Genomic DNA, 22,440 nt, shown 5'->3' on the forward strand with positions numbered 1-22,440 from the left:
GCTTGCCCTACACTCAGGGTTAGCAGATCCATTCAATTCGTACAGGGAACCGTCATGCAGATCGGCAGCGTGCTTCTACTCTTCATCGGCCTCGTGGTCGCCATCCTGTTCATGGGGTTCAAGGTGGTGCCCCAGGGTTATCAATGGACGGTCGAGCGGTTCGGCCGCTATACCAATACGCTCAAGCCTGGCCTGAACATCATCATTCCCGTGATGGACCGCATCGGGCGCAAGATCAACGTCATGGAAAGCGTGCTGGACATCCCGCCCCAGGAAGTCATCACCGCCGACAACGCTACAGTGCAGATCGACGCCGTGTGCTTCTTCCAGGTGATCAATACCGCCCAGGCCGCCTACGAGGTCAACAACCTCGAACACGCCATCCGCAACCTGTTGCAGACCAACATCCGCACGGTGCTGGGCTCCATGGAACTGGACGCCATGTTGAGCCAGCGCGACGGTATCAACGAGAAGTTGCTGCGCACGGTCGACGAAGCCACGGCGCCGTGGGGCATCAAGATCACGCGGATCGAGATCAAGGACATCAGCCCGCCGGCCGACCTGATGGCCGCCATGTCGGGGCAGATGAAAGCCGAACGTATCAAGCGTGCACAGATCCTGGAAGCCGAGGGGCTGCGAGCGTCGGCGATTCTTACCGCCGAGGGCAAGAAACAGGCCCAGATCCTCGAAGCCGAGGGCAGCCGCCAGGCCGCGTTCCTTGAATCCGAGGCACGTGAACGCCAGGCGCAAGCCGAAGCCCTCGCCACCCAGGTGGTGTCCCAGGCAATCGCCGACGGTAACGTACAGGCCGTGAACTACTTCGTTGCGCAAAAATACATCGACGCGCTGGGGCAACTGGCCTCGGCCAACAACAGCAAGGTGATCCTGATGCCGCTGGAAGCCAGCCAGGTCATCGGTGCGGTGGGCGGCATTGGCGAAATCGTCAAGGCCACCTTCGACAACAAGAAAGCCTGAGGCGCGTATGTGGCTGTTCCTGCAGCAATTGTCTTATTGGGACAGGCTGGCGCTGGGCGTCATCCTGTTGATATTGGAAGTGTTCGGCGCGGGCGGATACCTGCTGTGGATTGGCATGGCCGCCGCAGCGGTCGGCGTGCTGACGTTCGTCCTGCCGCAATTGGTGTGGGAGATCCAGTTCCTGCTGTTCGGCCTGTTCGCTATCGCGACAGCCCTGTATTGGTGGCGACGCCAGCGCAGCGCCATCCGCCAAAGCGACCAGCCGCACCTGAACCTGCGCGGGCAGGAGCTGATCGGCAAGGTGTTCCAGGTCCACGAGGCGATTGTCGATGGGCGCGGCAAGATCAGGGTGGCCGACGGCGTCTGGTTGGCGAAGGGTCCCGACCTGTCCATTGGCACGCGGGTCAGGGTGGTGGCACAGGAAGGTACGGTATTGACAGTGGAAAGGGCTGACTAACGTGCCATGGAACTGAACCGGGGCAACCGTAATCCAACGTCATAGTTAACCCTGTGGAGTCACCTATCATGCGTCTCAAACTTGCTGTCGCGACCCTGGCCTTGCTTTCTCTCCCCGTGGGCTCGGCAATGGCCGACACGTTTTGGCGTAACGTCATTTCGTCCGGCGCAACCACCGGTTCCACCTACCTGACCTTCAAGGATAACAAGCTGATCGTCGCCGCCCAGGACGACGCCGGCAGCTTCGTCGCCAGTGACGGCGGCATTCGTGGCCCTTACCTGGAAGCGGCCATGCAGAAAGTCCGTGCCGACAACCCTGGCCTGCAAGCCACCGACATGGAACTGGCCAACGCGATCCTGGCGAAGAACGCCATCGCCCAGGAGTGATTCCCGCCCCATGAAAAATGCCGCTCGATCGAGCGGCATTTTTTTATGGGCAAACAACTGCTGAGCTTCTTTCCTACATCGAACCGGCCAACAACCCCGCCGCTACGATGAAAGTTCACCGGCCCGCGGAGGAAGGCTCTGATACAAACGTGCGAGGCTGGCACCGCAAACTCTATCGATTCGAACATTCCCCACAATGCGAACCGATACTCATGAACAAGCCATGCCTTTCGTTGCTGCTGATCACCGCCACACTTAGCACCACGTCACATGCCGAGGGCCTATACGGCTCGATAAAAATCCTGAGCGTGCAGCTAGATCTTTCCGATGCCCTCCTTACCAGTCCCAGGGTCAACAATCGTGTTGTCAGCTCGACCAGCAACAAAGACGTTGGCGGATCTGTAGCGGTTGGCTATGGATTCGAAGGCAACTGGCGGCTGGAAACCGAGTATTCACTCAAACAGAATTCGGAGTTCAAGAGTCATTGGGCGCCGTTCGATGCCAACGTCAACAATATGCAAGTTTCGTCCAGCCGCTTGATGATCAACGGGTACAAAAACTTCCCGCTTAACCAACATTTTTCGCTGTACGCCATGGCTGGCCTGGGTGTGGCGTTTATCGATTCCGAGGGTTACCAGTCCAACCCTTCGCGACGATTCGCAAACAACAGCCAGAACAACTTCGCCTATGCACTGGGCGTAGGGGCGGATATCAAGCTCAGCCAGCAACTCACCCTTGGCACTGGTTATCGCTACGTTGACATGGGCGATATCGAAACCGGTTACAACACCTTTGCCAATCGCATCAACGCTCGGGACGAACAGCTCAAGGGCAAATTGCGCGAACAGAACCTCTACGTCGAGGCACGGATGGCGTTCTGATCTGAGACACAAATCAGAACTGCGGTGCACTCTCATAAAAAATGCCGCTCAGTTGAGCGGCATTTTTGGCCCGGTGAGCTCTAGCCAGGTCCGGGTTATTCGCCGATTGCAGCTTTGTAGCCGGCCGCATCAAGCAACTTGTCCAGCTCGGCCTCGTCGCTTGGCTTGAGCTTGAAAATCCAGGCGCCGTACGGATCAGAGTTCAGCAGCTCTGGTGAACCACCCAGCTCTTCGTTGATTGCAATCACTTCTCCCGAAACAGGGGCATAGATATCGGAAGCGGCCTTGACCGATTCCACCACGCCGGCTTGATCGCCTGCAGCAAAAACTTTACCGACTTCAGTCAGCTCGACAAACACCACGTCGCCCAACGCTTCCTGTGCATGGTCGCTGATGCCCACGGTGACGGTACCGTCGGCTTCCAGGCGTGCCCACTCGTGGCTTTCGGCAAAACGCAGTTCGGCAGGGATATCGCTCATAATTCTGTGTCCTCAAGAAAAAGTGTCAGCGGCCGGCGGCCCGCCGTAAAAAATCAGATCAGGGTTTTGCCATGGCGGACGAAGGTCGGCTTGACCACTCGTACCGGGTACCACTTGCCACGAATTTCCACCTCGGCACGGTCGGCGGTAGCCATCGGAACGCGTGCCAGGGCAATCGACTTGCTAAGCGTAGGAGAAAAACTACCACTGGTGATCTCTCCTTCGCCAACATTGGCGATACGGACCACTTGGTGAGCGCGCAATACACCGCGCTCTTCCAGCACCAACCCCACCAGTTTGTGCTGCACGCCGGCGGCAAGTTCAGCCTCCAGCGCAGCGCGACCGATGAACTGACGGCTCGCCGGTTCCCAGGCAATGCTCCAGGCCATGTTCGAGGCCAACGGTGAAATATCCTGGTGGATGTCCTGGCCGTAGAGGTTCATGCCGGCTTCCAGGCGCAAGGTATCGCGGGCGCCGAGTCCGATGGGAGGAATACCGGCACCCACCAGGTCGTTGAAGAAACTCGGGGCCTCACGGGCCGGCAGGACAATTTCCAGGCCGTCTTCTCCGGTATAGCCGGTACGGGCAATGAACCAATCACCGTCGGCGCGACCTTCGAAGGGCTTGAGTTGCTGGATCAACTGGCCGCGTGGTTGCGTAACCAGCTCGGCAATCTTGTGCCGGGCCTGGGGGCCTTGGATAGCCAGCATCGCCAGTTCGGCACGCTCGTGCAGCTGCACTGCGTAATCGCCGAGTTGCGCTTGCATCCAGGCCAGGTCCTGGTCGCGTGTTGAGGCGTTGAACACCAACCGGTAACCGTCCTCGACACGATAGATGATCATGTCGTCGACAATGCCGCCGCGCTCGTTGAGCATCGCGCTGTACAACGCGCGACCAGTGTCCTGCAAGCGATCGACGTCGTTGGCCAGCAGGCGCTGCAGCCAGGCTTTGGCCTGGGGGCCGGCTACATCGATCACGGTCATGTGGGATACATCGAACACACCGCAGTCGCGACGCACCTGATGGTGCTCTTCAACTTGCGATCCATAGTGCAAGGGCATATCCCAACCGCCAAAATCGACCATTTTCGCGCCGAGGGCGAGATGAAGGTCATACAGAGGCGTACGCTGTCCCATGGGTTTCTCCTTCCGGGCTTGGCGAAGGTGCGGATGGGTACTGCCACAGCCCGAACGCCTGAAAAAAGAATTTTCCGACGCTCCTAGCTACCCGGTCCGACAGACGGACCGCACCGAATGCCGCGCATTGTATCCGCATGATCCAAGGCTGGCACCTAGGCGTGTGCTCTATTCACTCAGAACGCGTCGATGGGCCGAACGCCGTATCAATCCGATGACTGGCAGCAGCCCCACCAGCACCAGGCTCAGCGCCGGTAGGGCGGCCCGCGCCCACTCCCCTTCGCTGGTCATTTCAAAGATCCGTACCGCCAGCGTGTCCCAGCCAAACGGGCGCATCAGCAAAGTCGCCGGCATTTCCTTGAGCACATCGACGAATACCAGCAGCGCGGCGCTCAGGGTGCCAGGAAGCAGCAACGGCAGATACACTTTGAAAAACAGTCGCGGCCCACTCACCCCGAGACTTCGTGCGGCTTCGGGCAACGACGGGCGAATACGCGCCAGGCTGCTTTCCAACGGGCCATAGGCCACGGCCAGGAAACGCACCAGGTACGCCAGCAACAGTGCCGACAAACTGCCCAGCAGCAACGGCTTGCCCGCGCCTCCGAGCAGTGTCGACAGCGGGATGACCAGCTCGCGATCCAGATAACTGAACGCAAGCATGATCGATACCGCCAGCACCGAACCGGGCAAGGCGTAGCCCAGATTCGCCAGACCGACCCCGGCGCGGATCGACCGGGTCGGCGCCAGACGTCGAGCGAAGGCAAGCAGCAAGGCGACGCAAACCGTGACAAGTGCCGCGAGTCCGCCCAGATAGAGGGTATGGAGAATCAACCCGGCGTAACGCTCATCCAGGTCGAAACGACCGCGCTGCCAAAACCAGACCACCAATTGCATGAGCGGAATGACAAACGCACAGGCGAAAACCAGTAGGCACCAGCCGCTGGCCGCCACCGCCTTGAGTCCTCGCAGGTGGTATAGCGCCTGGGCTCGCGGTCGCTCGTTGCCGGCCCGCTGGGCGCCCCGGGCGCGGCGTTCGCCGTAGAGGACCACCATGACCGTCAACAACAGGAGACTGGCCAGCTGGGCTGCGCTGGAAAGGCTGAAAAACCCGTACCAGGTCTTGTAGATGGCCGTGGTGAAGGTGTCGAAGTTGAACACTGATACCGCACCGAAGTCCGCCAGGGTTTCCATCAGCGCCAGCGCCACGCCGGCGCCGATTGCCGGCCTGGCCATCGGCAGCGCCACACGCCAGAACGCCTGCCAAGGCGATTGCCCGAGCACCCGCGCCGCTTCCATCAGGCCCTTGCCTTGCGCCAGGAAAGCGCTTCGCGCCAGCAGGTAGACATAGGGGTAGAACACCAGGACCAGCACCAGGATCACACCGCCAGTGGAACGCACCCGAGGCAGGCGCAGGCCACTGCCAAACCATTCGCGCAGCAACGTTTGCACCGGACCGGCAAAGTCCAGCAGGCCTACGAAGACAAATGCCAATACATAGGCAGGCACCGCGAACGGCAGCATCAGCGCCCAGTCGAGCCATCGACGGCCGGGAAATTCGCAAAGGCTCGTGAGCCAGGCCAGGCTCACGCCCAGCAGCGTCACCCCAACACCTACACCAAAGATCAGCGTGAGGGTGTTACCCAACAGGCGTGGCATCTGGGTGTCCCACAAATGGGACCAGATTTGTAGATCAATGCTCTGCCAGGACAGCAGCAGCACGCTCAAGGGCAACAAGACTAGCGCAGCGACGGCGAAGACCAGGGGATACCAGCGGCGTTGGGCGGGGTGGGTCAAGGAAAGTTCTCGTTCGCGTCATTACTGACAAAGGGCTCATGTGGCAAGGGAGCTTGCTCCCGCTGGGCTACGAAGTAGCCCTAACGATCCGGATCATGCCCCGTCAGATAGACCCGGTCGATAGTTGGGGAGGGCTTCGCCCTGGAGCGCCAGCCCGATCCCGCGGGAGCAAGCTCCCTCGCCACACTTCATCGATGGACTGAGCGATCCCGTCTCAATTCCAGCCAGCACGGTCCATCATGCGGATGGCTTCGGCCTGGCGCTTACCGGCCACTTCCACTGGCAAGGTATCGGCCTTGAACTTGCCCCAGGCAGCGACTTCCTTGGAGGGTTCCACTTTTGGATTCGCCGGAAACTCCTGGTTCACGTCAGCAAAGATGCTTTGCGCTTCAGGCGTGGTCATCCATTCCACCAGCTTCTTCGCGGCTTCCGGGTGCGGCGCGTGCTTGGTCAGGCCGATGCCCGAGAGGTTGATGTGCACGCCCCGATCGGCCTGGTTCGGCCAGAACAACTTGACCTTCAGGTCCGGCTTCTGCTGGTGCAGGCGACCGTAGTAATAGGTGTTGACGATGCCGACATCACACTGGCCGGCATTGATCGCTTCAAGCAGCGCAGTGTCGTCGGAGAACACGTCGGTGGAGAGGTTCTTGACCCAACCCTTGAGGATTTCCTCGGTTTTTTCCGCGCCGTGGGTTTCGATCAGCGTCGCGGTCAGGGACTGGTTGTAGACTTTCTTCGACGTCCGCAGGCACAGGCGGCCTTCCCACTCCTTGCCCGCCAGCGCCTCATAAGTGGTCAACTCACCCGGTTTGACCCGGCCAGTGGAATAGGCGATTGTCCGCGCCCGCAGGCTCAGGCCAGTCCAGGCATGGGAGGACGCGCGATATTGAGGCGGGATGTTGGCGTCGATGACCGACGAGGTGAAGGGCTGCAGGATCCCCATCTGCTCGGCCTGCCAGAGGTTCCCGGCGTCCACGGTGAGCAACAGGTCGGCGGTGGCGTTTTCACCTTCGGCCTTGATCCGCTGCATCAACGGCGCTTCCTTGTCGGTAATGAACTTCACCGCTACGCCGGTCTTCTTGGTATACGCGTCGAAAACCGGTTTGATCAATTCATCGATGCGCGAGGAATAGACCACCACCTCATCGGCGGCCTGGGCCGTGGTAGTGCCAATCAGGGCCAAGGCGAGGGCGGACAGCAGGCGTTTTGTGGCCGACATGGTGGCGATCTCTCGATTGTGAACAGAGCGCAAATGATAAGGACTCACATTTAGCACCACAATCGAACAGTGGGCAGACACGTTTCCAAATGTTGCAACGGTGGGGTCGAGGTAGCGGTTCCGGCCTCATCGCGAGCAGGCTCGCTCCTACATTGACTTGCTTTCACATAACCCTGCTCGCGATGAGGTCATGAGCCCCGACACACCTCTCAGGCCCTGGCCAGCTCCGGCAAATCCCCGGTCAACCCCAGCGCCTCGCGCACGAACAACGCCTTGGCTTCAGGCAGGCGGTCCACCAACTTCAGACCGGCGTTGCGCAACCAGCGAACCGGCAACGGATCAGCCTGGAACAACCGCTCGAAACCTTCCATCGCCGCCATCAACGCCAGGTTATGGGGCATGCGGCGGCGCTCGTAGCGGCTCAATACCTTCACGTCAGCCAAGCGTTCGCCACGCCCGGCCGCTTGCAGCAGCACTTCGGCCAGCACGGCGGCATCCAGCAAGCCCAGGTTCACGCCCTGCCCGGCCAGCGGATGGATGGTGTGGGCCGCATCACCGATCAGTGCCAGCCCTTCGGCCACATAGCGCTTGGCATGGCGCTGGCGCAGTGGCACGCACAGGCGCGGGTCGGCGCTCAGTACCGTGCCGAGCTGGCCTTCGAAGGCACGCTCCAGCTCGTTGCAAAACACAGTGTCATCAAGAGCCATCAAGCGCTGCGCTTCATCGGGAGTGGTGGACCAGACGATCGAACACCAGTCTTCCTGACCCTCGCGGGCCAGTGGCAGAAACGCCAGCGGGCCGTTGTCGGTGAAACGCTGCCAAGCCGTCGTCCGATGAGGACGGGCGCTACGCACGCTGGTGACAATAGCGTGGTGCAGGTAATCCCACTCCCGCGTGGCCACCCCGGTCAGGCGACGCACGGCTGAATTCGCGCCGTCGGCGGCAATCACCAGCGGCGCGCGCAAGGTACGGCCGTCGGCCAGCGTCAGTAGCCAGTCATCACCTGAGCGGCGCATCTGCTCCAGGCGCGCGTTGGCAAGCAGGCCTAAATCACAATCGTGCAGTCGGTCCAGCAGCGCGTCCTGGACGACGCGGTTTTCAACGATATGCCCCAGCACGTCGGCATGCAGACTGGCGGCGGAAAAGTGAATCTGCCCAGTGCCGCTGCCATCCCAGACGTGCATGTCGGTGTATGGGCTGGCCCGTCGGCCGGTGATCCCGTCCCAGACACCCAGGCGTTCGAGGATCCGTTGGCTGGCTGCCGACAGAGCACTGACCCGTGGCTCGAATGCGGCCTGGGCATCAAAGGGCTTGACGCTCATCGGGCTGCCGTCGAGCAGCAGCACTTGCAGGCCACTGCCCTGCAACGCCAGCGCCAGGGCGCTGCCGACCATGCCGGCACCGACAATCAACAGATCTGCACGCAATTCCATGCTTTAAGCCTGTGTTGCTGGCGACATCAGCCGCCGGTGAAAGGAATGATCCGTATCAAGCATCAGGGCGTGTTCCCAAACCCATGGCCTGACGGGCGAACCAGCGCTTGGCGGGCGGCAGCAGGTCCAGGCCCAGCAGGCCGAGATTACGGCCCAGGGACACCAGCGGCAGATCGCTGCTGAACAGCCGCGTCACCCGGTCGGAGAAGCCCACGGTCAAGGCCTGATCCATCCGCTGACGCTCGCGATAGGCTTGCAATACGGTGAAGTCGCCGGGCGTGCTGTCGCTCTCAAGCAAGGTATCGGCCAAGGCCTGGGCGTCACGCAGGGACAGGTTGAAGCCTTGCCCGGCAATCGGATGCAAGCTGTGGGCAGCATTGCCCAGGATGGCCAGGTGCGGACGCACCTGTTCCTCGGCTTCCACCAGCGCCAATGGATAAAGATGACGCGCGCCTACTTGCTTCAGCGTGCCCAGGCGATAGCCGAACACATTCTGCAATTCACTGAGGAAGCTGCGCTCGTCAAGGGCCGCGAGTCGTTGCGCATCCATGCCCTGGCGAGTCCAGACCAATGCACAGCGATTTTCCGGCAGCGGCAACAACGCCATCGGGCCGTCATCGGTGAAGCGCTCGAAAGCCATGCCGTTGTGCGCTTCGCTGGGCGTGATGTTGGCAATCAAGGCGCTCTGGTCGTAGGGACGATTGCGCACCCCGACCCCCATCTGCTCCCGCAGGCCGGAGCGACCGCCGTCGGCCAATACCGCGAGGTCGCATTCCACAACAGTTTCGTCGTCCAGCGTCAGGCGATAGCCCGCGATTTGCGGCTCCATCCGAGCGACCTGCGCGGGGCAGCGCCAACTGACGACATCCTTGTCCAAGCCTTGCCACAGGCATTGGCCGAGCCAGGCATTCTCCACGACGTAGCCAAGGGCCGGCACGCCCTCCTCCATTGCCGACAACCGCGCCGTCGAAAACCGCCCGCGGTCGGACACGTGGATCTGCTTGATCGGCTCGGCCCGGCGGGAAACTTCCTGCCACAGGCCCAAGCGTTGATAAATTTGCCGCGCGCCGAACGAAAGCGCCGACGAGCGCGCATCGTAGCTCGGCTGCCAGGCGTCACCGGGAGCGAAGGGCTCGATCAGCATGATCTTCCAACCCCGTGCCTTGGCACCGGCTTGCAGCGCCAGCGCCAGGCTCGCGCCGACCAGGCCGCCACCGATGATTGCAACGTTGACCCGGTTCATGCCGCTTGAGTCCGTGCGGCGGCCATCAAGGCCTCGATTTCGGCGACCGTCTTCGGTACGCCGCGGGTCAGGATTTCACAACCGGTCTTGGTCACTACCACGTCATCCTCGATGCGCACGCCAATGCCGCGCCATTTCTTCGCTACGCCGCGATTGTCCGGGGCAATGTAGATGCCCGGCTCGACGGTCAAAGTCATTCCGACCTCCAGCACTCGCCACTCGCCACCCACGCGGTATTCGCCCACATCGTGTACATCCATTCCCAGCCAGTGGCCGGCGCGGTGCATGTAGAACGCCCGGTGGGCTTCGCTTGCGATCAGTTCGTCCACTTCGCCTTCCAGCAGCCCCAGGCGGACCAGCCCCTCGGTAATTACCCTGACGGTCGCCTCGTGGGCCTGGTTCCAATGTTTGTTCGGCGCGATTTGCGCAAATGCGGCTTCCTGGGCCGCCAGCACCACTTCGTAGATCGCCTTCTGCTCGGCAGAAAACTTCCCGCTGACCGGCCAGGTGCGGGTGATATCGCTGGCATAACAATCGATTTCGCACCCGGCATCGATCAACACCAGGTCGCCATCCTTGAGCACGGCATCATTTTGCTGGTAATGCAAAATGCAGCTGTTGCGCCCCGCCGCGACGATGGAACCGTACGCCGGCATCTTTGCCCCGCCCTTGCGAAACTCATAATCGAGCTCGGCTTCCAGGCTGTACTCATACAGCCCAGGCCGCGCCGCCTGCATCGCCCGGATATGTGCCTGGGCGGAGATCCGCGCCGCTTCGCGCATCACCTTCACTTCCGCCGCCGATTTATACAGGCGCATGTCGTGCAGCAGATGATCCAGGGCAACGAATTCGTTCGGCGGCTGGGCACCGAGGTGGGCCTTGGAGCGGATCACGTTGATCCACTCCATCAGGTGCCGGTCGAACTCCGGGTTGCTGCCCATGGCCGAGTACACCCGGTCGCGGCCTTCGATCAGCCCCGGCAGGATGTCGTCGATGTCGGTGATGGGGAACGCGTCGTCGGCGCCATAGTCACGGATCGCTCCCTCCTGGCCGGCACGCAGGCCATCCCACATTTCCCGCTCGGCATTGCGCTCGCGGCAGAAGAGGATGTATTCGCCATGGGCCCGGCCGGGCATCAACACGATGACGGCCTGCGGCTCCGGAAAGCCGCTCAGGTATTGGAAATCACTGTCCTGGCGATAGACATGCTCGACGTCGCGGTTGCGGATCGCAACGGCGGCGGCGGGCAGGATTGCGATACTGTTGGGCTCCATCTGCGCCATCAGGGCCTTGCGGCGACGGCTGTATTCCGACTTCGGGATATGAATCATGGGCAGACGGTGTTCCCTTTCAAGCGATCAGTGCAAGGACGGTTTGGCGGCCGGTTCAGCGGTCTTCTTGGTCTCGGTGAACAGGAGCAGAGGCGCGACCCGCAGGTACTCCATCACTTCCATATAGTCGCTTTCGCCGTCGTCGGACTCTTCCAGGGCATCCTGTACCTGGGAAATCGCCGCCAGGTCTTGCAGGACTTCCTTCGCTTCATCGCTCAGGGCGTATTCGCGGCGGGTCAGGCCGAAACCGGCGAGAAAGCCCTGGCACCACTGGCCCAGCGCAGCGGCGCGCTCGCTCAGCGGCGCATCGTCAGTCGGCAGCAGCAGGACGACGGTCATGTCATCGCTGGTCAGCTCGCCCTTGACCATTTCCTGCAGGCCGATGAGCGCATTACGCACGTTGTCCGCCGGCTCGCCTTCGAGCAGCTCGGCGGCGTCGGCCAACCAGCCGTCGGCCTCGAAGCCGGCGCCGGCGCAGCTGCGGCCAAGCAACAGGCCGTGGAGTTCGGCGGGCGAGACAGGATGACCGCTGGTGCTCAGCAGGGTGGCGAACGCTTGATACGGGGAATTCTGAATGGGCATGGGCAGCTAGGCGCCAGACGGCGCTATGTCTAGAATGGAGGCCTTGTATCCTACATCGACAGACTCGCCAAGACCATTAAAGGCTGTGCGACCTTTATCCCCCATCAGACACAATCTTCAGTGGACACAATGGAAGACACCGACCTGCAAGCGCTGATGGCCAGACTCGAGCTGCTAATTGAACGGGTCGAGCAACTTAAGAGCCAAAACGGACTCCTATTAGCTCAGGAAAAAACCTGGCGCGAGGAACGCGCGCACCTCATTGAAAAAAACGAAATCGCCCGGCGTAAGGTCGAATCGATGATTTCGCGCCTCAAGGCCCTGGAGCAAGACTCATGAGTTCAAGCAATAGCGTTACCGTGCAGATCCTCGATAAAGAATATTCGATCATCTGCCCCCAGGAAGAGCGTAGCAACCTGGTGAGTGCCGCCCGTTACCTGGACGGCAAGATGCGCGAGATCCGCAGCAGCGGCAAAGTCATCGGCGCCGATCGCATCGCCGTGATGGCCGCCTTGAACATCACCCACGACCTGCTGCACCGCCAGGATACGCCGGACGTACAGGTCAGCGGCTCGACCCGCGAACAAGTCCGCGACCTACTGGATCGAGTGGATTTGGTACTGGCCACCGATCCGGACGTCAGCAAGGGCTGATTCGCGAGGCTGCCTGGGGTATACTTGCGTCACTCCCTGGGGTGCTTGCCAGTTGGTGATGTCCCTGAGCCGATACGCACAACCACGGGGGTTGCACGTTGGGGCCGGTGTGCATGTCCGCTTGACGGAAAGCCTTAACGCCTCCTGCAACTTCCACCTTGAACTTTCGGGTTCAAGGGCTAAGCCGACAGCGGTTCATCCGGGGAGCCTGATTCTCGAAACAATGCCAGTCATCATGACTGGCATTGTCGTTTCTGGCGTTTGGCATTTCTGGCGCCGTTGTTTGCGGTTACGCTGTTTCGATGCCACCGCCTCGGAAACCTCGATATGACCGAACCTGCGTTGCCGACCCGCCCGCAACTTCGCCGCCTGCTGCGCCAGGCGCGTCGCTCCCTGACCCCGGCCCAGCAACGGGACGCCGCCCAAGGCCTCTACCGGCAACTGGCCCAGCACCCGCTGTTTCGCCGCGCGCGACACATCGCCCTGTACCTGCCCAACGACGGCGAGATCGATCCACGCCTGCTACTGCGCGCGGCCCAGCGTCGGGGCAAGGCGACGTACCTGCCGGTGCTCAGCCCATGGCCGCAGACGAAAATGGTTTTCCAGCGAATCCATCCCGGCGAGAAGATGCAGCCCAATCGCTTTCGCATCCCGGAACCACGCAAGAATATAGCCCGGCAACGCAAGGTCTGGACGCTGGACCTGGTGCTGTTGCCGCTGGTCGGGTTTGACGATGCCGGGGGTCGGCTGGGCATGGGCGGGGGATTCTACGATCGCAGCCTGGCGTATCTGTCGCGCCGCAAACAATGGCGCAAGCCGACCTTGCTGGGGCTGGCCCACGAATGCCAACGGGTCGATCGATTGGTACAGGCAAGCTGGGACGTGCCGCTGCAAGGAACAGTCAGCGACAGGCGTTGGTACATCGCATGATAGGCGCCACCGGAATCAGCGGCGCCTGAAAGAAAGCGCTCAGCGCTTGAGCGATGGGGCAGGCTGGGCGATGTTCATCGGAACATCGTTCTTGCTGCTCCACAAGCTCTGGGCGTAACCCGTGGTCACGACACCCAGGCCGAACAGAATGACCAGTATCCACAACAAATCCGGTTTGCGTTTCATCGATTGCCCCCCTCAAGGCATATCACACACGATGACAGCAGCGGTTTTCTTATTGGCCGTGCAGCAGCGTCACGCTTGGAAGGCCGGCATTTTGCGATAACCCGGACCCACACGCAAACTCTGGCGTCAACCGACTGTCGGTTTGTCATAAAATCGCTGAACTATTTTTAAATATATCGCCCAGGAGTAGAAATCATGGCTTATTGGCTGATGAAATCCGAGCCCGACGAATTGTCCATCCAGGACTTGGAAAAGCTCGGCCAAGCTCGCTGGGACGGAGTTCGCAACTATCAGGCACGCAATTTCCTGCGCGCCATGGCAGAAGGCGATTTATTTTTTTTCTATCACTCCAGCTGCCCGGAGCCTGGCATCGCGGGCACCGGAAAAATCATCAAGGCCGCCTACCCCGATCCCACGGCGCTGGAGCCTGACAGCCACTACTTCGACGCCAAGGCCAGCCCGGAGAAAAACCCCTGGACCGCGATCGACGTGGCCCATGTCGAAACGTTCCGCCACGTCCTGAAGCTCGACCACCTCAAGCAACAGACCGCCCTGGCAGAAATGCCGCTGGTGCAGAAAGGCTCGCGACTGTCAGTGATGCCGGTGACGGCGGAGCAATGGGCGGCGGTGGTTGCTCTGAAGCCTTGAGTGATTCGCTGTCCGGTAGGCCACCATCGCGAGCAAGCTCGCTCCCACAGGGAATCTCGGTTGCTCACTGTTCACTGCAGATCCACTGTGGAAGCGAGCCTGCTCGCGAAAGGGCCCGCCTGGTTACCACAAGACTTATTGAATGATCAGGTTGTTGAACAACAGATCCTCAACCATCGGCTTGCCGGTCTCGTCGTTCATCACTTGCTGGGTCTGCTTCAACGCTTCCTGACGCAGCTTTTCCTTGGCTTCAAGGTTGTTCATGGTCTCGGTCGTCTGCTGAGCGAACAGCGCCACCAACTGGTTGCGAATCAACGGCTCGTTCGCTTTCACCGCCGCAGCGGCGGCATCGCCGGTCACGCGCAAGGCGACGTCAGCCTTGTAGACCTTCAGCTTGGTCGTACCATCCAGCCCATAGTTGCCCACGAACGGCGGGCTCAACGTGATGTAACTGACCTTGGGTGCCTCGCCTTCCTTGCTCTCTTCGGCCATCGCCGCCACAGGCAGCGACAGGGCCAGCATCAACATCATCCACGCTTTCACATTCCACTCCTCATCCGGTTTGCGGCCCAGCATACCGACCCGCCGTCCAAGCACAAGCTTATGGCCGGCTATCAGGGCGGGGCATGCTCGTTGACCCGTTGACTCTCACACCTACACTTATCGGCCATCACTCCCAAAGGAATAGCCCTGATGAAAGCCGTGCTGTGCAAAGAATTCGGTCCCGCCGAATCGCTGGTGCTGGAAGACGTCGCCAGCCCTGTCGCAAAGAAGAATGAAGTGTTGCTGGATGTGCACGCCGCCGGGGTGAATTTTCCTGACACGCTGATCATCGAGGGCAAATACCAGTTCAAGCCGCCCTTCCCGTTTTCCCCGGGTGGCGAAGCGGCCGGGGTCATCAGCGAAGTAGGGGAAAAGGTCAGCCACCTGAAAGTTGGTGATCGGGTCATGGCCCTGACCGGCTGGGGCAGCTTCGCCGAGCAAGTAGCGGTACCGGGCTACAACGTGCTGCCGATTCCCTCCGCCATGGATTTCAACACCGCGGCCGCGTTCAGCATGACCTACGGCACGTCGATGCACGCCCTCAAGCAGCGCGCCAACCTGAAGCCCGGAGAAACCCTGCTGGTGCTCGGTGCCTCCGGCGGGGTCGGCCTGGCGGCGGTGGAAATCGGCAAGGCCATGGGTGCGCGAGTCATCGCGGCCGCCAGCAGCGCGGAAAAACTCGCCGTGGCAAAGGCCGCCGGTGCTGACGAGTTGATCAACTACAACGAAACCAGCCTGAAGGACGAAATCAAGCGCCTCACCGACGGCCAGGGCGCCGATGTCATCTACGACCCGGTGGGCGGCGACCTGTTCGACCAGGCCGTGCGCGCCATCGCCTGGAACGGCCGGTTGTTGGTGGTTGGCTTTGCCAGCGGGCGCATTCCCGAATTGCCGGTGAACCTGGCCTTGCTCAAGGGCGCCTCGGTGGTCGGTGTGTTCTGGGGCTCCTTCGCCCAGCGCCAGCCCCAGGACAACGCCGCCAACTTCCAGCAGCTGTTCGGCTGGTTCGCCGAAGGCAAGCTCAAGCCGCTGGTGTCGCAGGTCTACCCGCTGGACGATGCCGCCCAGGCGATCAATGACTTGGGGCAGCGCAAGGCGGTCGGCAAGGTGGTGGTGCAGGTTCGCTGATTGGCTGCGATTCTCTTTCTTCTGTACCGGGTCGAAGCCCTACGACCCGGCTTCGCCATTCCCGCAACGCCCTTCATTTATATCTGAGCGACATGTTCATAAAAGAACATGCCAAATCCAGCATTTCCACTGTTTTGCTGATTCGAACCAATGCTATTTTCGGTAACGAAACTGTAACATTCGCATCCGCAGTCAAAACAAGAATTCTGGAGCACTTGAATGTTTGCTTTCTTTCGACCCGCCGCACATCAGGCAACCCTGCCTGAAGAAAAAATAGACAGCACCTACCGACGCCTTCGCTGGCAGATCTTCGCGGGGATTTTCATCGGCTATGCCGGTTACTACCTGCTGCGCAAGAACTTCTCCCTGGCCATGCCCTACCTCATCGACGAGGGCTACACCCGTGGTCAACTCGGCCTGGCCATGTCGGCCATCGCGATTGCCTATGGCTTGTCGAAGTTCTTGATGGGCCTGGTGTCCGACCGCTCGAACCCCCGCTATTTCCTGCCATTCGGCTTGCTGGTATCAGCCGGCGTGATGTTCATTTTCGGTTTTGCGCCCTGGGCGACGTCCAGCGTGACGATCATGTTCATCCTGCTGTTCATCAACGGCTGGGCACAAGGCATGGGCTGGCCGCCGAGCGGACGGACCATGGTGCACTGGTGGTCGCAGAAGGAACGCGGCGGCGTGGTGTCGGTGTGGAACGTGGCGCACAACGTCGGCGGCGGCCTTATCGGCCCGTTGTTCCTGCTGGGCATGGGCTGGTTCAATGACTGGCATGCGGCATTCTATGTGCCCGCTACCGTAGCACTTGCCGTTGCGGTGTTCGCCTTCGCGACCATGCGCGACACCCCGCAATCGGTGGGCCTGCCGCCGATCGAGAAGTACAAGGACGATTATCCGGAAGGCTACGACGACAGCCACGAAAAGGAATTCAGCGCCAAGGAAATTTTCGTCAAGTACGTGCTGCGCAACAAGATGCTCTGGTACATCGCCATGGCTAACGTCTTCGTCTACCTGCTGCGCTACGGGGTGCTGGACTGGGCACCGACCTACCTCAAGGAAGCCAAGGGCTTCACGGTGGACAAGAGCTCCTGGGCCTATTTCTTCTACGAGTGGGCGGGCATTCCCGGCACGCTGCTGTGTGGCTGGATGTCGGACAAGATCTTCCGTGGCAATCGTGGCCTGACCGGCATGGTATTCATGGCCCTGGTGACCGTGGCCACCCTGGTGTACTGGCTGAACCCGGCCGGCAACCCGACCGTCGATATGATTGCCCTGGTATCCATCGGCTTCCTGATCTATGGCCCAGTCATGCTGATCGGCTTGCAGGCATTGGAACTGGCGCCGAAAAAAGCCGCCGGCACCGCCGCCGGTTTCACCGGCCTGTTCGGGTACCTGGGTGGTTCGGTCGCGGCCAGCGCCGCCATGGGCTATACCGTCGACCATTTCGGCTGGGACGGCGGTTTTGTACTGCTGGTCGGCGCTTGTCTGCTGGCGATGGCGTTCCTTGCGCCAACCTTGTGGCACAAGCAGATCGCCAGTCAGAGCCGCGAAGCGGTCGCCTGATCCCACATTGATTGGCAGCGCTTGAGCCGCGCCTCCAGGTTCCGGTCTGGCATGGCGTGGCTGCGCAGGGCGTGTACGGTCTGCTCGACATAATCGCGAGTGGTGCCGTAACGCCCACAGGCGCTTTCAAAGACCTGGCTCAGCACATGGTCCGGCAAGTTGCCGGCATAGCTGGGCAGGTGTCGCTCCAACACAAAACCCAAGGCTTGCACCCGGCTGCCACCCTCGAGACGGCAACTGAGCCAGTGCGGGCGATAGGACGGCACCGGCATTTCCCGCTGCCACAACGCGAACAGCGAATCCTCGAGGTTTTCCTCCGGCAGCCGGTAGGCGAAACCGCTGCACGAACCGCCGCGATCCAGTCCGAACACCAACCCTGGCAACTCCGGAGTGCCGCGATGTTCGTGGGACCACAGGTATAAACCGCGATGGTAGCCATGGACCCGACCGCGCACCCGCTCCACCGCCGTGCATTCCGGCCGCCAGATCAATGAACCGTACGCGAACAACCAGACCGGACCGCCCTGGTGGAGACTCATGGTCAATCGCATCGAGGCGAGTAGTTGTTCATGGGTCAGCTGCGCACCCAGCTCGAGTCGTGGCGGGTACAGGGCGCAGGTAATGGCGGATTCGATAGCGGTCATGGCCGTTAGCGGTTGGCTTCTCAGAAAATAAAGGGACGCCAGTGTGTTGACGTTCGTGAGGAGCGAGGCAAGTTAAATGCCAGCCCGACGCTATATACGTTATCGGTATCTGGCCGGCCAACTAAATACCGAAACGCAATATATGAAGTTATATCGAGGGCGATCAGGGCTTTTGTGGCGAGGGAGCTTGCTCCCGCTCGGTTGCGCAGCGACCGCCTCTTTTGGGACTGCTTCGCCCGAGGCGTCGGACCGGTCCAGCGGGAGCAAGCTCCCTCGCCACAACGGCACAGCTCAAGGCTCGGTTGGGTCAAGCCCTTGGCGCATACGCAAACACATCGGCGCGCATCTGGTGAGCGTCCATGCCGGCTTCCACCAGGGCGTCGAGGGTGGCATAGATCATGGCCGGCGAGCCGCTGGCGTAGACGTGCACACCAGAAAGGTCGCTGATGTCCTCACACACCGCCTCATGGAGCATCCCGCAGCGCCCTTCCCAGCCACACAAGTCGCTGACGACTTTATGCAGGAACAGGTTCGGCAGTTTTTTCCATTCGTCCCAATGCTCGATTTCGTAGAAATCTTCCGGTCGCCGTACGCCCCAATACAGATGCACCGGGTGCTTGAAGCCCGCCGCGCGGCAGTGCTCGATCAAGCTGTGCATCTGCGCCATGCCGGTCCCGGCAGCGATCAGCACGAGCGGACCGTCAGGAAGCTCGGACAGGTGGGTGTCGCCAAACGGCATCTCGATGCGCACATTGGGGTTGCGCTGCAGTTGCTCCAGGAGCTTTTGCGCACTGCTTTCGCGCACCAGCACGTGTAGTTGCAGGTCGCGCCCCGAGTGCGGCGCCGAAGCGAGGGAGAAGGCTGATTTTTCACCGTTGTCGCGCTCGATCAACAGGTATTGCCCGGCGTGGTAGCGCGGCGGTTTGCCCGCTGGCGCGCGCAAGCGTACCCGCCAGACGTCGCCGCCCACTTCAACGCATTCGCTGACCTGGCACGCCAGGTTGCGCACCGGCAGCTCGCCCGGTGCCAACACGCCATCCCACAACACCACGCAGTCCTCCAGCGGCTCGGCGATGCACGTGAAGATCTCGCCATGGTCACGCACTTCACCGGCCTGCTCCACGCGACCTTCCACCAACAATGCGCCACAGACATGGCAGTTGCCATTACGACAGCTTTGGGGGCAGTCGTAGCCCAGGCGCCGCGCGCCGTCGAGAATCCGCTCGGCCGGCTGTATCTCCAGCACCGCGCCGGAAGGCTGCAAGGTTACACGCATCAATCTATTCCTAACTGATTCCAAATGGCATCGATCCGTTGGGTAACGGCTTCATCCTTGACGATAACCCGACCCCACTCGCGGGTGGTTTCACCGGGCCATTTATGCGTGGCATCGAGCCCCATCTTCGACCCGAGGCCGGATACCGGCGAGGCGAAGTCGAGGTAGTCGATCGGCGTGTTCTCGATCATCACCGTGTCGCGCTTGGGGTCCATGCGCGTCGTGATGGCCCAGATCACGTCGTTCCAATCCCGTGCGTTGATATCGTCGTCGGTGACGATAACGAACTTGGTGTACATGAACTGTCGTAAAAACGACCAGACGCCCAGCATCACTCGCTTGGCGTGCCCAGGATACGACTTCTTCATCGTCACCACGGCCATGCGATAGGAACAACCTTCGGGCGGCAAGTAGAAATCGGTGATTTCCGGAAACTGCTTCTGCAGGATCGGCACGAACACTTCGTTCAGCGCCACGCCAAGAATCGCCGGCTCATCAGGCGGACGACCGGTGTAGGTGCTGTGGTAGATCGGCTTGATCCGGTGAGTGATGCGCTCGACAGTGAACACCGGGAAGCTGTCTACCTCGTTGTAATAACCGGTGTGATCGCCGTAGGGACCTTCATCGGCCATTTCGCCGGGGTGGATCACGCCTTCAAGGATGATTTCTGCGGTGGCCGGCACTTGCAAATCGTTGCCCCGGCACTTCACCAGCTCCGTACGGTTGCCGCGCAGCAGGCCGGCAAACGCATATTCGGAGAGGCTGTCGGGCACGGGCGTGACAGCGCCGAGGATGGTCGCCGGATCGGCGCCCAACGCGACCGACACCGGGAATGGCTGGCCGGGATGCTTTTCGCACCACTCCCGATAATCCAGCGCGCCGCCCCGATGGCTCAGCCAACGCATGATGACCTTGTTGCGGCCAATCACCTGCTGACGGTAGATACCCAGGTTCTGACGGTCCTTGTTCGGGCCTTTGGTGACGGTCAGGCCCCAGGTGATCAGCGGCCCGACGTCGCCCGGCCAGCAGGTCTGCACCGGAAGCATGGCCAGGTCGACATCGTCACCCTCGATCACCACTTCCTGGCAGACCGCGTCCTTGACCACCTTCGGTGCCATGGAAATGATCTTGCGGAAAATCGGCAGCTTGGACCAAGCGTCCTTCAGCCCTTTCGGCGGCTCGGGCTCCTTGAGGAACGCCAGCAGCTTGCCAATCTCGCGCAGCTCGCTGACCGCCTCGGCGCCCATGCCCAGGGCCACGCGCTCCGGCGTGCCAAACAGGTTGCCCAGCACCGGAATGTCATAACCCGTGGGGTTTTCAAACAGCAGCGCCGGGCCTTTTGCGCGCAGGGTGCGGTCGCAGACCTCGGTCATTTCCAGGACGGGTGACACCGGCACCTGGATGCGCTTGAGTTCGCCGCGCTGTTCCAGACCGCTGATAAAGTCGCGCAAGTCGCGATACTGCATGCAAAAGCCTCATGGTGGCCGTGGCGTTCGGGGGCCCGAGTTTAACGCCGCCCGTCCAGAATAGTGAATGCACGGACAGCAAAAAGCCGGGTTTCCCCGGCTCTTGCTGGCCTGCTCGATTTACTTGCGTTTCATCGACAGGAAGAACTCATCGTTGGTCTTGGTCGTTTTCAGCTTGTCGACCAGGAACTCGATGGCCGCGACTTCATCCATCGGATGCAGCAGCTTGCGCAGGATCCACATGCGCTGCAACTCGTCATCGGCCGTCAGCAATTCTTCGCGACGGGTACCGGAACGGTTGATGTTGATGGCCGGGAATACACGTTTCTCGGCGATGCGACGGTCAAGGGGCAGTTCCATGTTACCGGTACCCTTGAACTCTTCGTAGATCACTTCGTCCATCTTCGAGCCGGTTTCGACCAGCGCGGTGGCGATGATGGTCAGCGAGCCGCCTTCTTCGATGTTCCGCGCGGCGCCAAAGAAACGCTTCGGCTTTTCCAGGGCATGGGCATCGACACCACCGGTCAGTACCTTGCCGGAACTCGGGATGACGGTGTTGTAGGCACGGGCCAGACGGGTGATGGAGTCGAGCAGAATCACCACGTCCTTCTTGTGCTCGACCAGGCGCTTGGCCTTCTCGATCACCATTTCGGCAACCTGCACGTGACGGGTCGGCGGCTCGTCGAACGTCGAGGCAACCACTTCGCCGCGCACGGTGCGCTGCATCTCGGTCACTTCTTCCGGACGCTCATCGATCAGCAACACGATCAGGTGGACTTCAGGGTTGTTACGGGCGATGTTGGCCGCGATGTTCTGCAGCATGATCGTCTTGCCCGCCTTCGGCGGCGCCACGATCAGGCCACGCTGGCCCTTGCCGATAGGTGCGCACAGGTCGATGACACGACCGGTGAGGTCTTCGGTGGAACCGTTGCCGGCTTCCATCTTCATGCGCACGGTCGGGAACAGCGGAGTCAGGTTCTCGAAGAGAATCTTGTTCTTCGCGTTTTCCGGACGGTCGAAGTTGATGGTGTCGACCTTGAGCAGTGCGAAGTAACGCTCGCCTTCCTTAGGAGGGCGGATCTTGCCAACGATGGTGTCACCGGTGCGCAAGTTGAAGCGACGGATCTGGCTCGGCGAGACGTAGATATCGTCCGGGCCGGCGAGATAGGAAGCGTCTGCGGAGCGGAGGAAGCCGAAGCCGTCCTGGAGAATCTCCAGCACGCCATCACCGGAGATTTCCTCGCCGCTTTTCGCGTGCTTCTTGAGCAGGGAGAAAATCACGTCCTGCTTGCGCGAACGGGCCATATTTTCTATGCCCATCTGTTCGGCCAATTCGAGCAGTTCGGTAATCGGCTTTTGCTTGAGTTCAGTCAGATTCATATAGGAATGACGTAATCATTTATGGAGGGGGAAATTAAGCTTTTGGCTTAATGAGGCCGCGCCGCGGAGAAGGCGACAGGATCGCGTACTTATTCGAAAGG

General features: G+C 60.9%; 24 protein-coding genes and 1 other RNA gene. 11 read left to right on the top strand and 14 right to left on the bottom strand.

Translation table 11 applies throughout. The features are described 5' to 3' along the window. The first annotated feature begins 54 nt into the window (after positions 1–54). From J3P90_RS24860 to J3P90_RS24875, 4 genes are all read left to right on the top strand, one after another. Positions 55–975 carry an SPFH domain-containing protein gene (locus J3P90_RS24860; RefSeq protein WP_434675532.1) on the top strand — a complete coding sequence of 307 codons (921 nt, stop codon included), beginning with the start codon at positions 55–57 and terminating at the stop codon, positions 973–975. Between the two features lie 7 nt (positions 976–982). Continuing rightward, the gene (locus J3P90_RS24865; RefSeq protein WP_434675533.1) at positions 983–1,432 is read left to right on the top strand and encodes an NfeD family protein; all 450 of its coding nucleotides are present in this window, start codon (positions 983–985) and stop codon (positions 1,430–1,432) included. Positions 1,433–1,500: 68 nt separating this feature from the next. Next, positions 1,501–1,818, top strand: coding sequence for a DUF2388 domain-containing protein (locus J3P90_RS24870; protein ID WP_186633889.1), 318 nt, complete (start codon positions 1,501–1,503; stop codon positions 1,816–1,818). A 212-nt stretch (positions 1,819–2,030) separates the two neighbouring features. After that, positions 2,031–2,699 carry an outer membrane protein gene (locus J3P90_RS24875; protein WP_434675534.1) on the top strand — a complete coding sequence of 223 codons (669 nt, stop codon included), beginning with the start codon at positions 2,031–2,033 and terminating at the stop codon, positions 2,697–2,699. Positions 2,700–2,794: 95 nt separating this feature from the next. Here J3P90_RS24875 and gcvH read toward each other — a convergent pair whose 3' ends face one another. The 8 genes from gcvH to J3P90_RS24915 all read right to left on the bottom strand — a co-directional run bounded on the left by gcvH (position 2,795) and on the right by J3P90_RS24915 (position 11,916). Next, positions 2,795–3,178, bottom strand: a complete 384-nt coding sequence (gene gcvH, locus J3P90_RS24880) for a glycine cleavage system protein GcvH (RefSeq protein WP_434561707.1) — start codon at positions 3,176–3,178, stop codon at positions 2,795–2,797. Positions 3,179–3,231: 53 nt separating this feature from the next. Then, positions 3,232–4,314, bottom strand: a complete 1,083-nt coding sequence (gene gcvT, locus J3P90_RS24885) for a glycine cleavage system aminomethyltransferase GcvT (RefSeq protein WP_434608950.1) — start codon at positions 4,312–4,314, stop codon at positions 3,232–3,234. Between the two features lie 168 nt (positions 4,315–4,482). Then, positions 4,483–6,108 carry an ABC transporter permease gene (locus J3P90_RS24890; protein ID WP_420765101.1) on the bottom strand — a complete coding sequence of 542 codons (1,626 nt, stop codon included), beginning with the start codon at positions 6,106–6,108 and terminating at the stop codon, positions 4,483–4,485. A 214-nt stretch (positions 6,109–6,322) separates the two neighbouring features. Beyond that, entirely contained in the window at positions 6,323–7,327 is a 1,005-nt protein-coding gene (locus tag J3P90_RS24895; RefSeq protein ID WP_434675535.1) for an extracellular solute-binding protein, read from the bottom strand. A 209-nt stretch (positions 7,328–7,536) separates the two neighbouring features. Then, positions 7,537–8,754: a 2-octaprenyl-3-methyl-6-methoxy-1,4-benzoquinol hydroxylase gene (locus J3P90_RS24900; protein WP_434564068.1), complete on the bottom strand. Its 1,218-nt coding sequence runs from the start codon at positions 8,752–8,754 to the stop codon at positions 7,537–7,539. A 61-nt stretch (positions 8,755–8,815) separates the two neighbouring features. Then, positions 8,816–10,003, bottom strand: a complete 1,188-nt coding sequence (gene ubiH, locus J3P90_RS24905) for a 2-octaprenyl-6-methoxyphenyl hydroxylase (protein ID WP_434561703.1) — start codon at positions 10,001–10,003, stop codon at positions 8,816–8,818. Next, positions 10,000–11,334 carry a Xaa-Pro aminopeptidase gene (pepP, locus tag J3P90_RS24910; RefSeq protein WP_434649717.1) on the bottom strand — a complete coding sequence of 445 codons (1,335 nt, stop codon included), beginning with the start codon at positions 11,332–11,334 and terminating at the stop codon, positions 10,000–10,002. Before pepP ends, ubiH begins: the two co-directional genes overlap by 4 nt. A gap of 27 nt (positions 11,335–11,361) precedes the next feature. After that, on the bottom strand, positions 11,362–11,916 hold the full coding sequence (locus J3P90_RS24915) for a YecA family protein (RefSeq protein WP_420765105.1): 555 nt from the start codon (positions 11,914–11,916) through the stop codon (positions 11,362–11,364). A gap of 129 nt (positions 11,917–12,045) precedes the next feature. Here J3P90_RS24915 and J3P90_RS24920 point away from each other — a divergent pair, with 129 nt between their 5' ends. The 4 genes from J3P90_RS24920 to J3P90_RS24935 all read left to right on the top strand — a co-directional run bounded on the left by J3P90_RS24920 (position 12,046) and on the right by J3P90_RS24935 (position 13,499). Beyond that, positions 12,046–12,255 carry a TIGR02449 family protein gene (locus tag J3P90_RS24920; RefSeq protein ID WP_030138125.1) on the top strand — a complete coding sequence of 70 codons (210 nt, stop codon included), beginning with the start codon at positions 12,046–12,048 and terminating at the stop codon, positions 12,253–12,255. Next, the gene (locus tag J3P90_RS24925; protein WP_039590276.1) at positions 12,252–12,569 is read left to right on the top strand and encodes a cell division protein ZapA; all 318 of its coding nucleotides are present in this window, start codon (positions 12,252–12,254) and stop codon (positions 12,567–12,569) included. Before J3P90_RS24920 ends, J3P90_RS24925 begins: the two co-directional genes overlap by 4 nt. Before the next feature lie 30 nt (positions 12,570–12,599). Further along, positions 12,600–12,779, top strand: a non-coding RNA gene (gene ssrS / locus J3P90_RS24930) — 6S RNA. 117 nt (positions 12,780–12,896) lie between these two features. After that, entirely contained in the window at positions 12,897–13,499 is a 603-nt protein-coding gene (locus J3P90_RS24935; RefSeq protein ID WP_434675536.1) for a 5-formyltetrahydrofolate cyclo-ligase, read from the top strand. A gap of 39 nt (positions 13,500–13,538) precedes the next feature. Here the strand turns inward: J3P90_RS24935 and J3P90_RS24940 are convergent, their stop codons facing one another. Beyond that, complete coding sequence (locus tag J3P90_RS24940; protein ID WP_420765107.1) at positions 13,539–13,685, bottom strand: hypothetical protein; 147 nt, start codon at positions 13,683–13,685, stop codon at positions 13,539–13,541. Positions 13,686–13,880: 195 nt separating this feature from the next. Between J3P90_RS24940 and J3P90_RS24945 the strand changes: the two genes are divergently transcribed. After that, the gene (locus J3P90_RS24945; RefSeq protein WP_434608942.1) at positions 13,881–14,333 is read left to right on the top strand and encodes an EVE domain-containing protein; all 453 of its coding nucleotides are present in this window, start codon (positions 13,881–13,883) and stop codon (positions 14,331–14,333) included. 135 nt (positions 14,334–14,468) lie between these two features. Here J3P90_RS24945 and J3P90_RS24950 read toward each other — a convergent pair whose 3' ends face one another. Then, positions 14,469–14,876, bottom strand: coding sequence for a flagellar basal body-associated protein FliL (locus tag J3P90_RS24950; protein ID WP_420765109.1), 408 nt, complete (start codon positions 14,874–14,876; stop codon positions 14,469–14,471). A 150-nt stretch (positions 14,877–15,026) separates the two neighbouring features. Here J3P90_RS24950 and J3P90_RS24955 point away from each other — a divergent pair, with 150 nt between their 5' ends. Together J3P90_RS24955 and glpT are read left to right on the top strand one after the other, a co-directional pair. Then, positions 15,027–16,004 carry an NADPH:quinone oxidoreductase family protein gene (locus J3P90_RS24955; protein ID WP_420765110.1) on the top strand — a complete coding sequence of 326 codons (978 nt, stop codon included), beginning with the start codon at positions 15,027–15,029 and terminating at the stop codon, positions 16,002–16,004. Positions 16,005–16,223: 219 nt separating this feature from the next. Further along, positions 16,224–17,573, top strand: coding sequence for a glycerol-3-phosphate transporter (gene glpT / locus J3P90_RS24960; RefSeq protein ID WP_434561697.1), 1,350 nt, complete (start codon positions 16,224–16,226; stop codon positions 17,571–17,573). Here the strand turns inward: glpT and J3P90_RS24965 are convergent. The 4 genes from J3P90_RS24965 to rho all read right to left on the bottom strand — a co-directional run bounded on the left by J3P90_RS24965 (position 17,549) and on the right by rho (position 22,339). Beyond that, complete coding sequence (locus J3P90_RS24965; protein ID WP_434675537.1) at positions 17,549–18,217, bottom strand: gamma-glutamylcyclotransferase; 669 nt, start codon at positions 18,215–18,217, stop codon at positions 17,549–17,551. The two genes, glpT and J3P90_RS24965, sit on opposite strands and share 25 nt — an antisense overlap. A 307-nt stretch (positions 18,218–18,524) precedes the next feature. Continuing rightward, the gene (locus tag J3P90_RS24970) at positions 18,525–19,493 is read right to left on the bottom strand and encodes a CDP-6-deoxy-delta-3,4-glucoseen reductase (protein ID WP_434561693.1); all 969 of its coding nucleotides are present in this window, start codon (positions 19,491–19,493) and stop codon (positions 18,525–18,527) included. Then, positions 19,493–20,959 (bottom strand): 4-hydroxy-3-polyprenylbenzoate decarboxylase, encoded by a 1,467-nt coding sequence (ubiD, locus tag J3P90_RS24975; RefSeq protein WP_420765114.1) that lies wholly within the window; start codon positions 20,957–20,959, stop codon positions 19,493–19,495. Before ubiD ends, J3P90_RS24970 begins: the two co-directional genes overlap by 1 nt. Before the next feature lie 120 nt (positions 20,960–21,079). Beyond that, positions 21,080–22,339, bottom strand: a complete 1,260-nt coding sequence (rho, locus tag J3P90_RS24980) for a transcription termination factor Rho (RefSeq protein ID WP_003206716.1) — start codon at positions 22,337–22,339, stop codon at positions 21,080–21,082. Positions 22,340–22,440 lie beyond the last annotated feature (101 nt).

Origin of the sequence: Pseudomonas sp. D3-10 (assembly GCF_051132175.1) — a bacterium.
Classification (GTDB): domain Bacteria; phylum Pseudomonadota; class Gammaproteobacteria; order Pseudomonadales; family Pseudomonadaceae; genus Aquipseudomonas.

What these genes read in the sequence shown, in the direction of transcription:
- gcvT (WP_434608950.1), bottom strand. Translation starts at nt 4,314, where the DNA reads ATGGGACAGCGTACGCCTCTGTATGACCTTCATCTCGCCCTCGGCGCG.
- gcvH (WP_434561707.1), bottom strand. Translation starts at nt 3,178, where the DNA reads ATGAGCGATATCCCTGCCGAACTGCGTTTTGCCGAAAGCCACGAGTGG.
- J3P90_RS24965 (WP_434675537.1), bottom strand. Translation starts at nt 18,217, where the DNA reads ATGACCGCTATCGAATCCGCCATTACCTGCGCCCTGTACCCGCCACGA.
- J3P90_RS24955 (WP_420765110.1), top strand. Translation starts at nt 15,027, where the DNA reads ATGAAAGCCGTGCTGTGCAAAGAATTCGGTCCCGCCGAATCGCTGGTG.
- J3P90_RS24870 (WP_186633889.1), top strand. Translation starts at nt 1,501, where the DNA reads ATGCGTCTCAAACTTGCTGTCGCGACCCTGGCCTTGCTTTCTCTCCCC.
- rho (WP_003206716.1), bottom strand. Translation starts at nt 22,339, where the DNA reads ATGAATCTGACTGAACTCAAGCAAAAGCCGATTACCGAACTGCTCGAA.
- J3P90_RS24920 (WP_030138125.1), top strand. Translation starts at nt 12,046, where the DNA reads ATGGAAGACACCGACCTGCAAGCGCTGATGGCCAGACTCGAGCTGCTA.
- J3P90_RS24940 (WP_420765107.1), bottom strand. Translation starts at nt 13,685, where the DNA reads ATGAAACGCAAACCGGATTTGTTGTGGATACTGGTCATTCTGTTCGGC.
- pepP (WP_434649717.1), bottom strand. Translation starts at nt 11,334, where the DNA reads ATGATTCATATCCCGAAGTCGGAATACAGCCGTCGCCGCAAGGCCCTG.
- glpT (WP_434561697.1), top strand. Translation starts at nt 16,224, where the DNA reads ATGTTTGCTTTCTTTCGACCCGCCGCACATCAGGCAACCCTGCCTGAA.
- J3P90_RS24945 (WP_434608942.1), top strand. Translation starts at nt 13,881, where the DNA reads ATGGCTTATTGGCTGATGAAATCCGAGCCCGACGAATTGTCCATCCAG.
- ubiH (WP_434561703.1), bottom strand. Translation starts at nt 10,003, where the DNA reads ATGAACCGGGTCAACGTTGCAATCATCGGTGGCGGCCTGGTCGGCGCG.
- ubiD (WP_420765114.1), bottom strand. Translation starts at nt 20,959, where the DNA reads ATGCAGTATCGCGACTTGCGCGACTTTATCAGCGGTCTGGAACAGCGC.
- J3P90_RS24970 (WP_434561693.1), bottom strand. Translation starts at nt 19,493, where the DNA reads ATGCGTGTAACCTTGCAGCCTTCCGGCGCGGTGCTGGAGATACAGCCG.
- J3P90_RS24935 (WP_434675536.1), top strand. Translation starts at nt 12,897, where the DNA reads ATGACCGAACCTGCGTTGCCGACCCGCCCGCAACTTCGCCGCCTGCTG.
- J3P90_RS24925 (WP_039590276.1), top strand. Translation starts at nt 12,252, where the DNA reads ATGAGTTCAAGCAATAGCGTTACCGTGCAGATCCTCGATAAAGAATAT.
- J3P90_RS24915 (WP_420765105.1), bottom strand. Translation starts at nt 11,916, where the DNA reads ATGCCCATTCAGAATTCCCCGTATCAAGCGTTCGCCACCCTGCTGAGC.
- J3P90_RS24895 (WP_434675535.1), bottom strand. Translation starts at nt 7,327, where the DNA reads ATGTCGGCCACAAAACGCCTGCTGTCCGCCCTCGCCTTGGCCCTGATT.
- J3P90_RS24860 (WP_434675532.1), top strand. Translation starts at nt 55, where the DNA reads ATGCAGATCGGCAGCGTGCTTCTACTCTTCATCGGCCTCGTGGTCGCC.
- J3P90_RS24865 (WP_434675533.1), top strand. Translation starts at nt 983, where the DNA reads ATGTGGCTGTTCCTGCAGCAATTGTCTTATTGGGACAGGCTGGCGCTG.
- J3P90_RS24875 (WP_434675534.1), top strand. Translation starts at nt 2,031, where the DNA reads ATGAACAAGCCATGCCTTTCGTTGCTGCTGATCACCGCCACACTTAGC.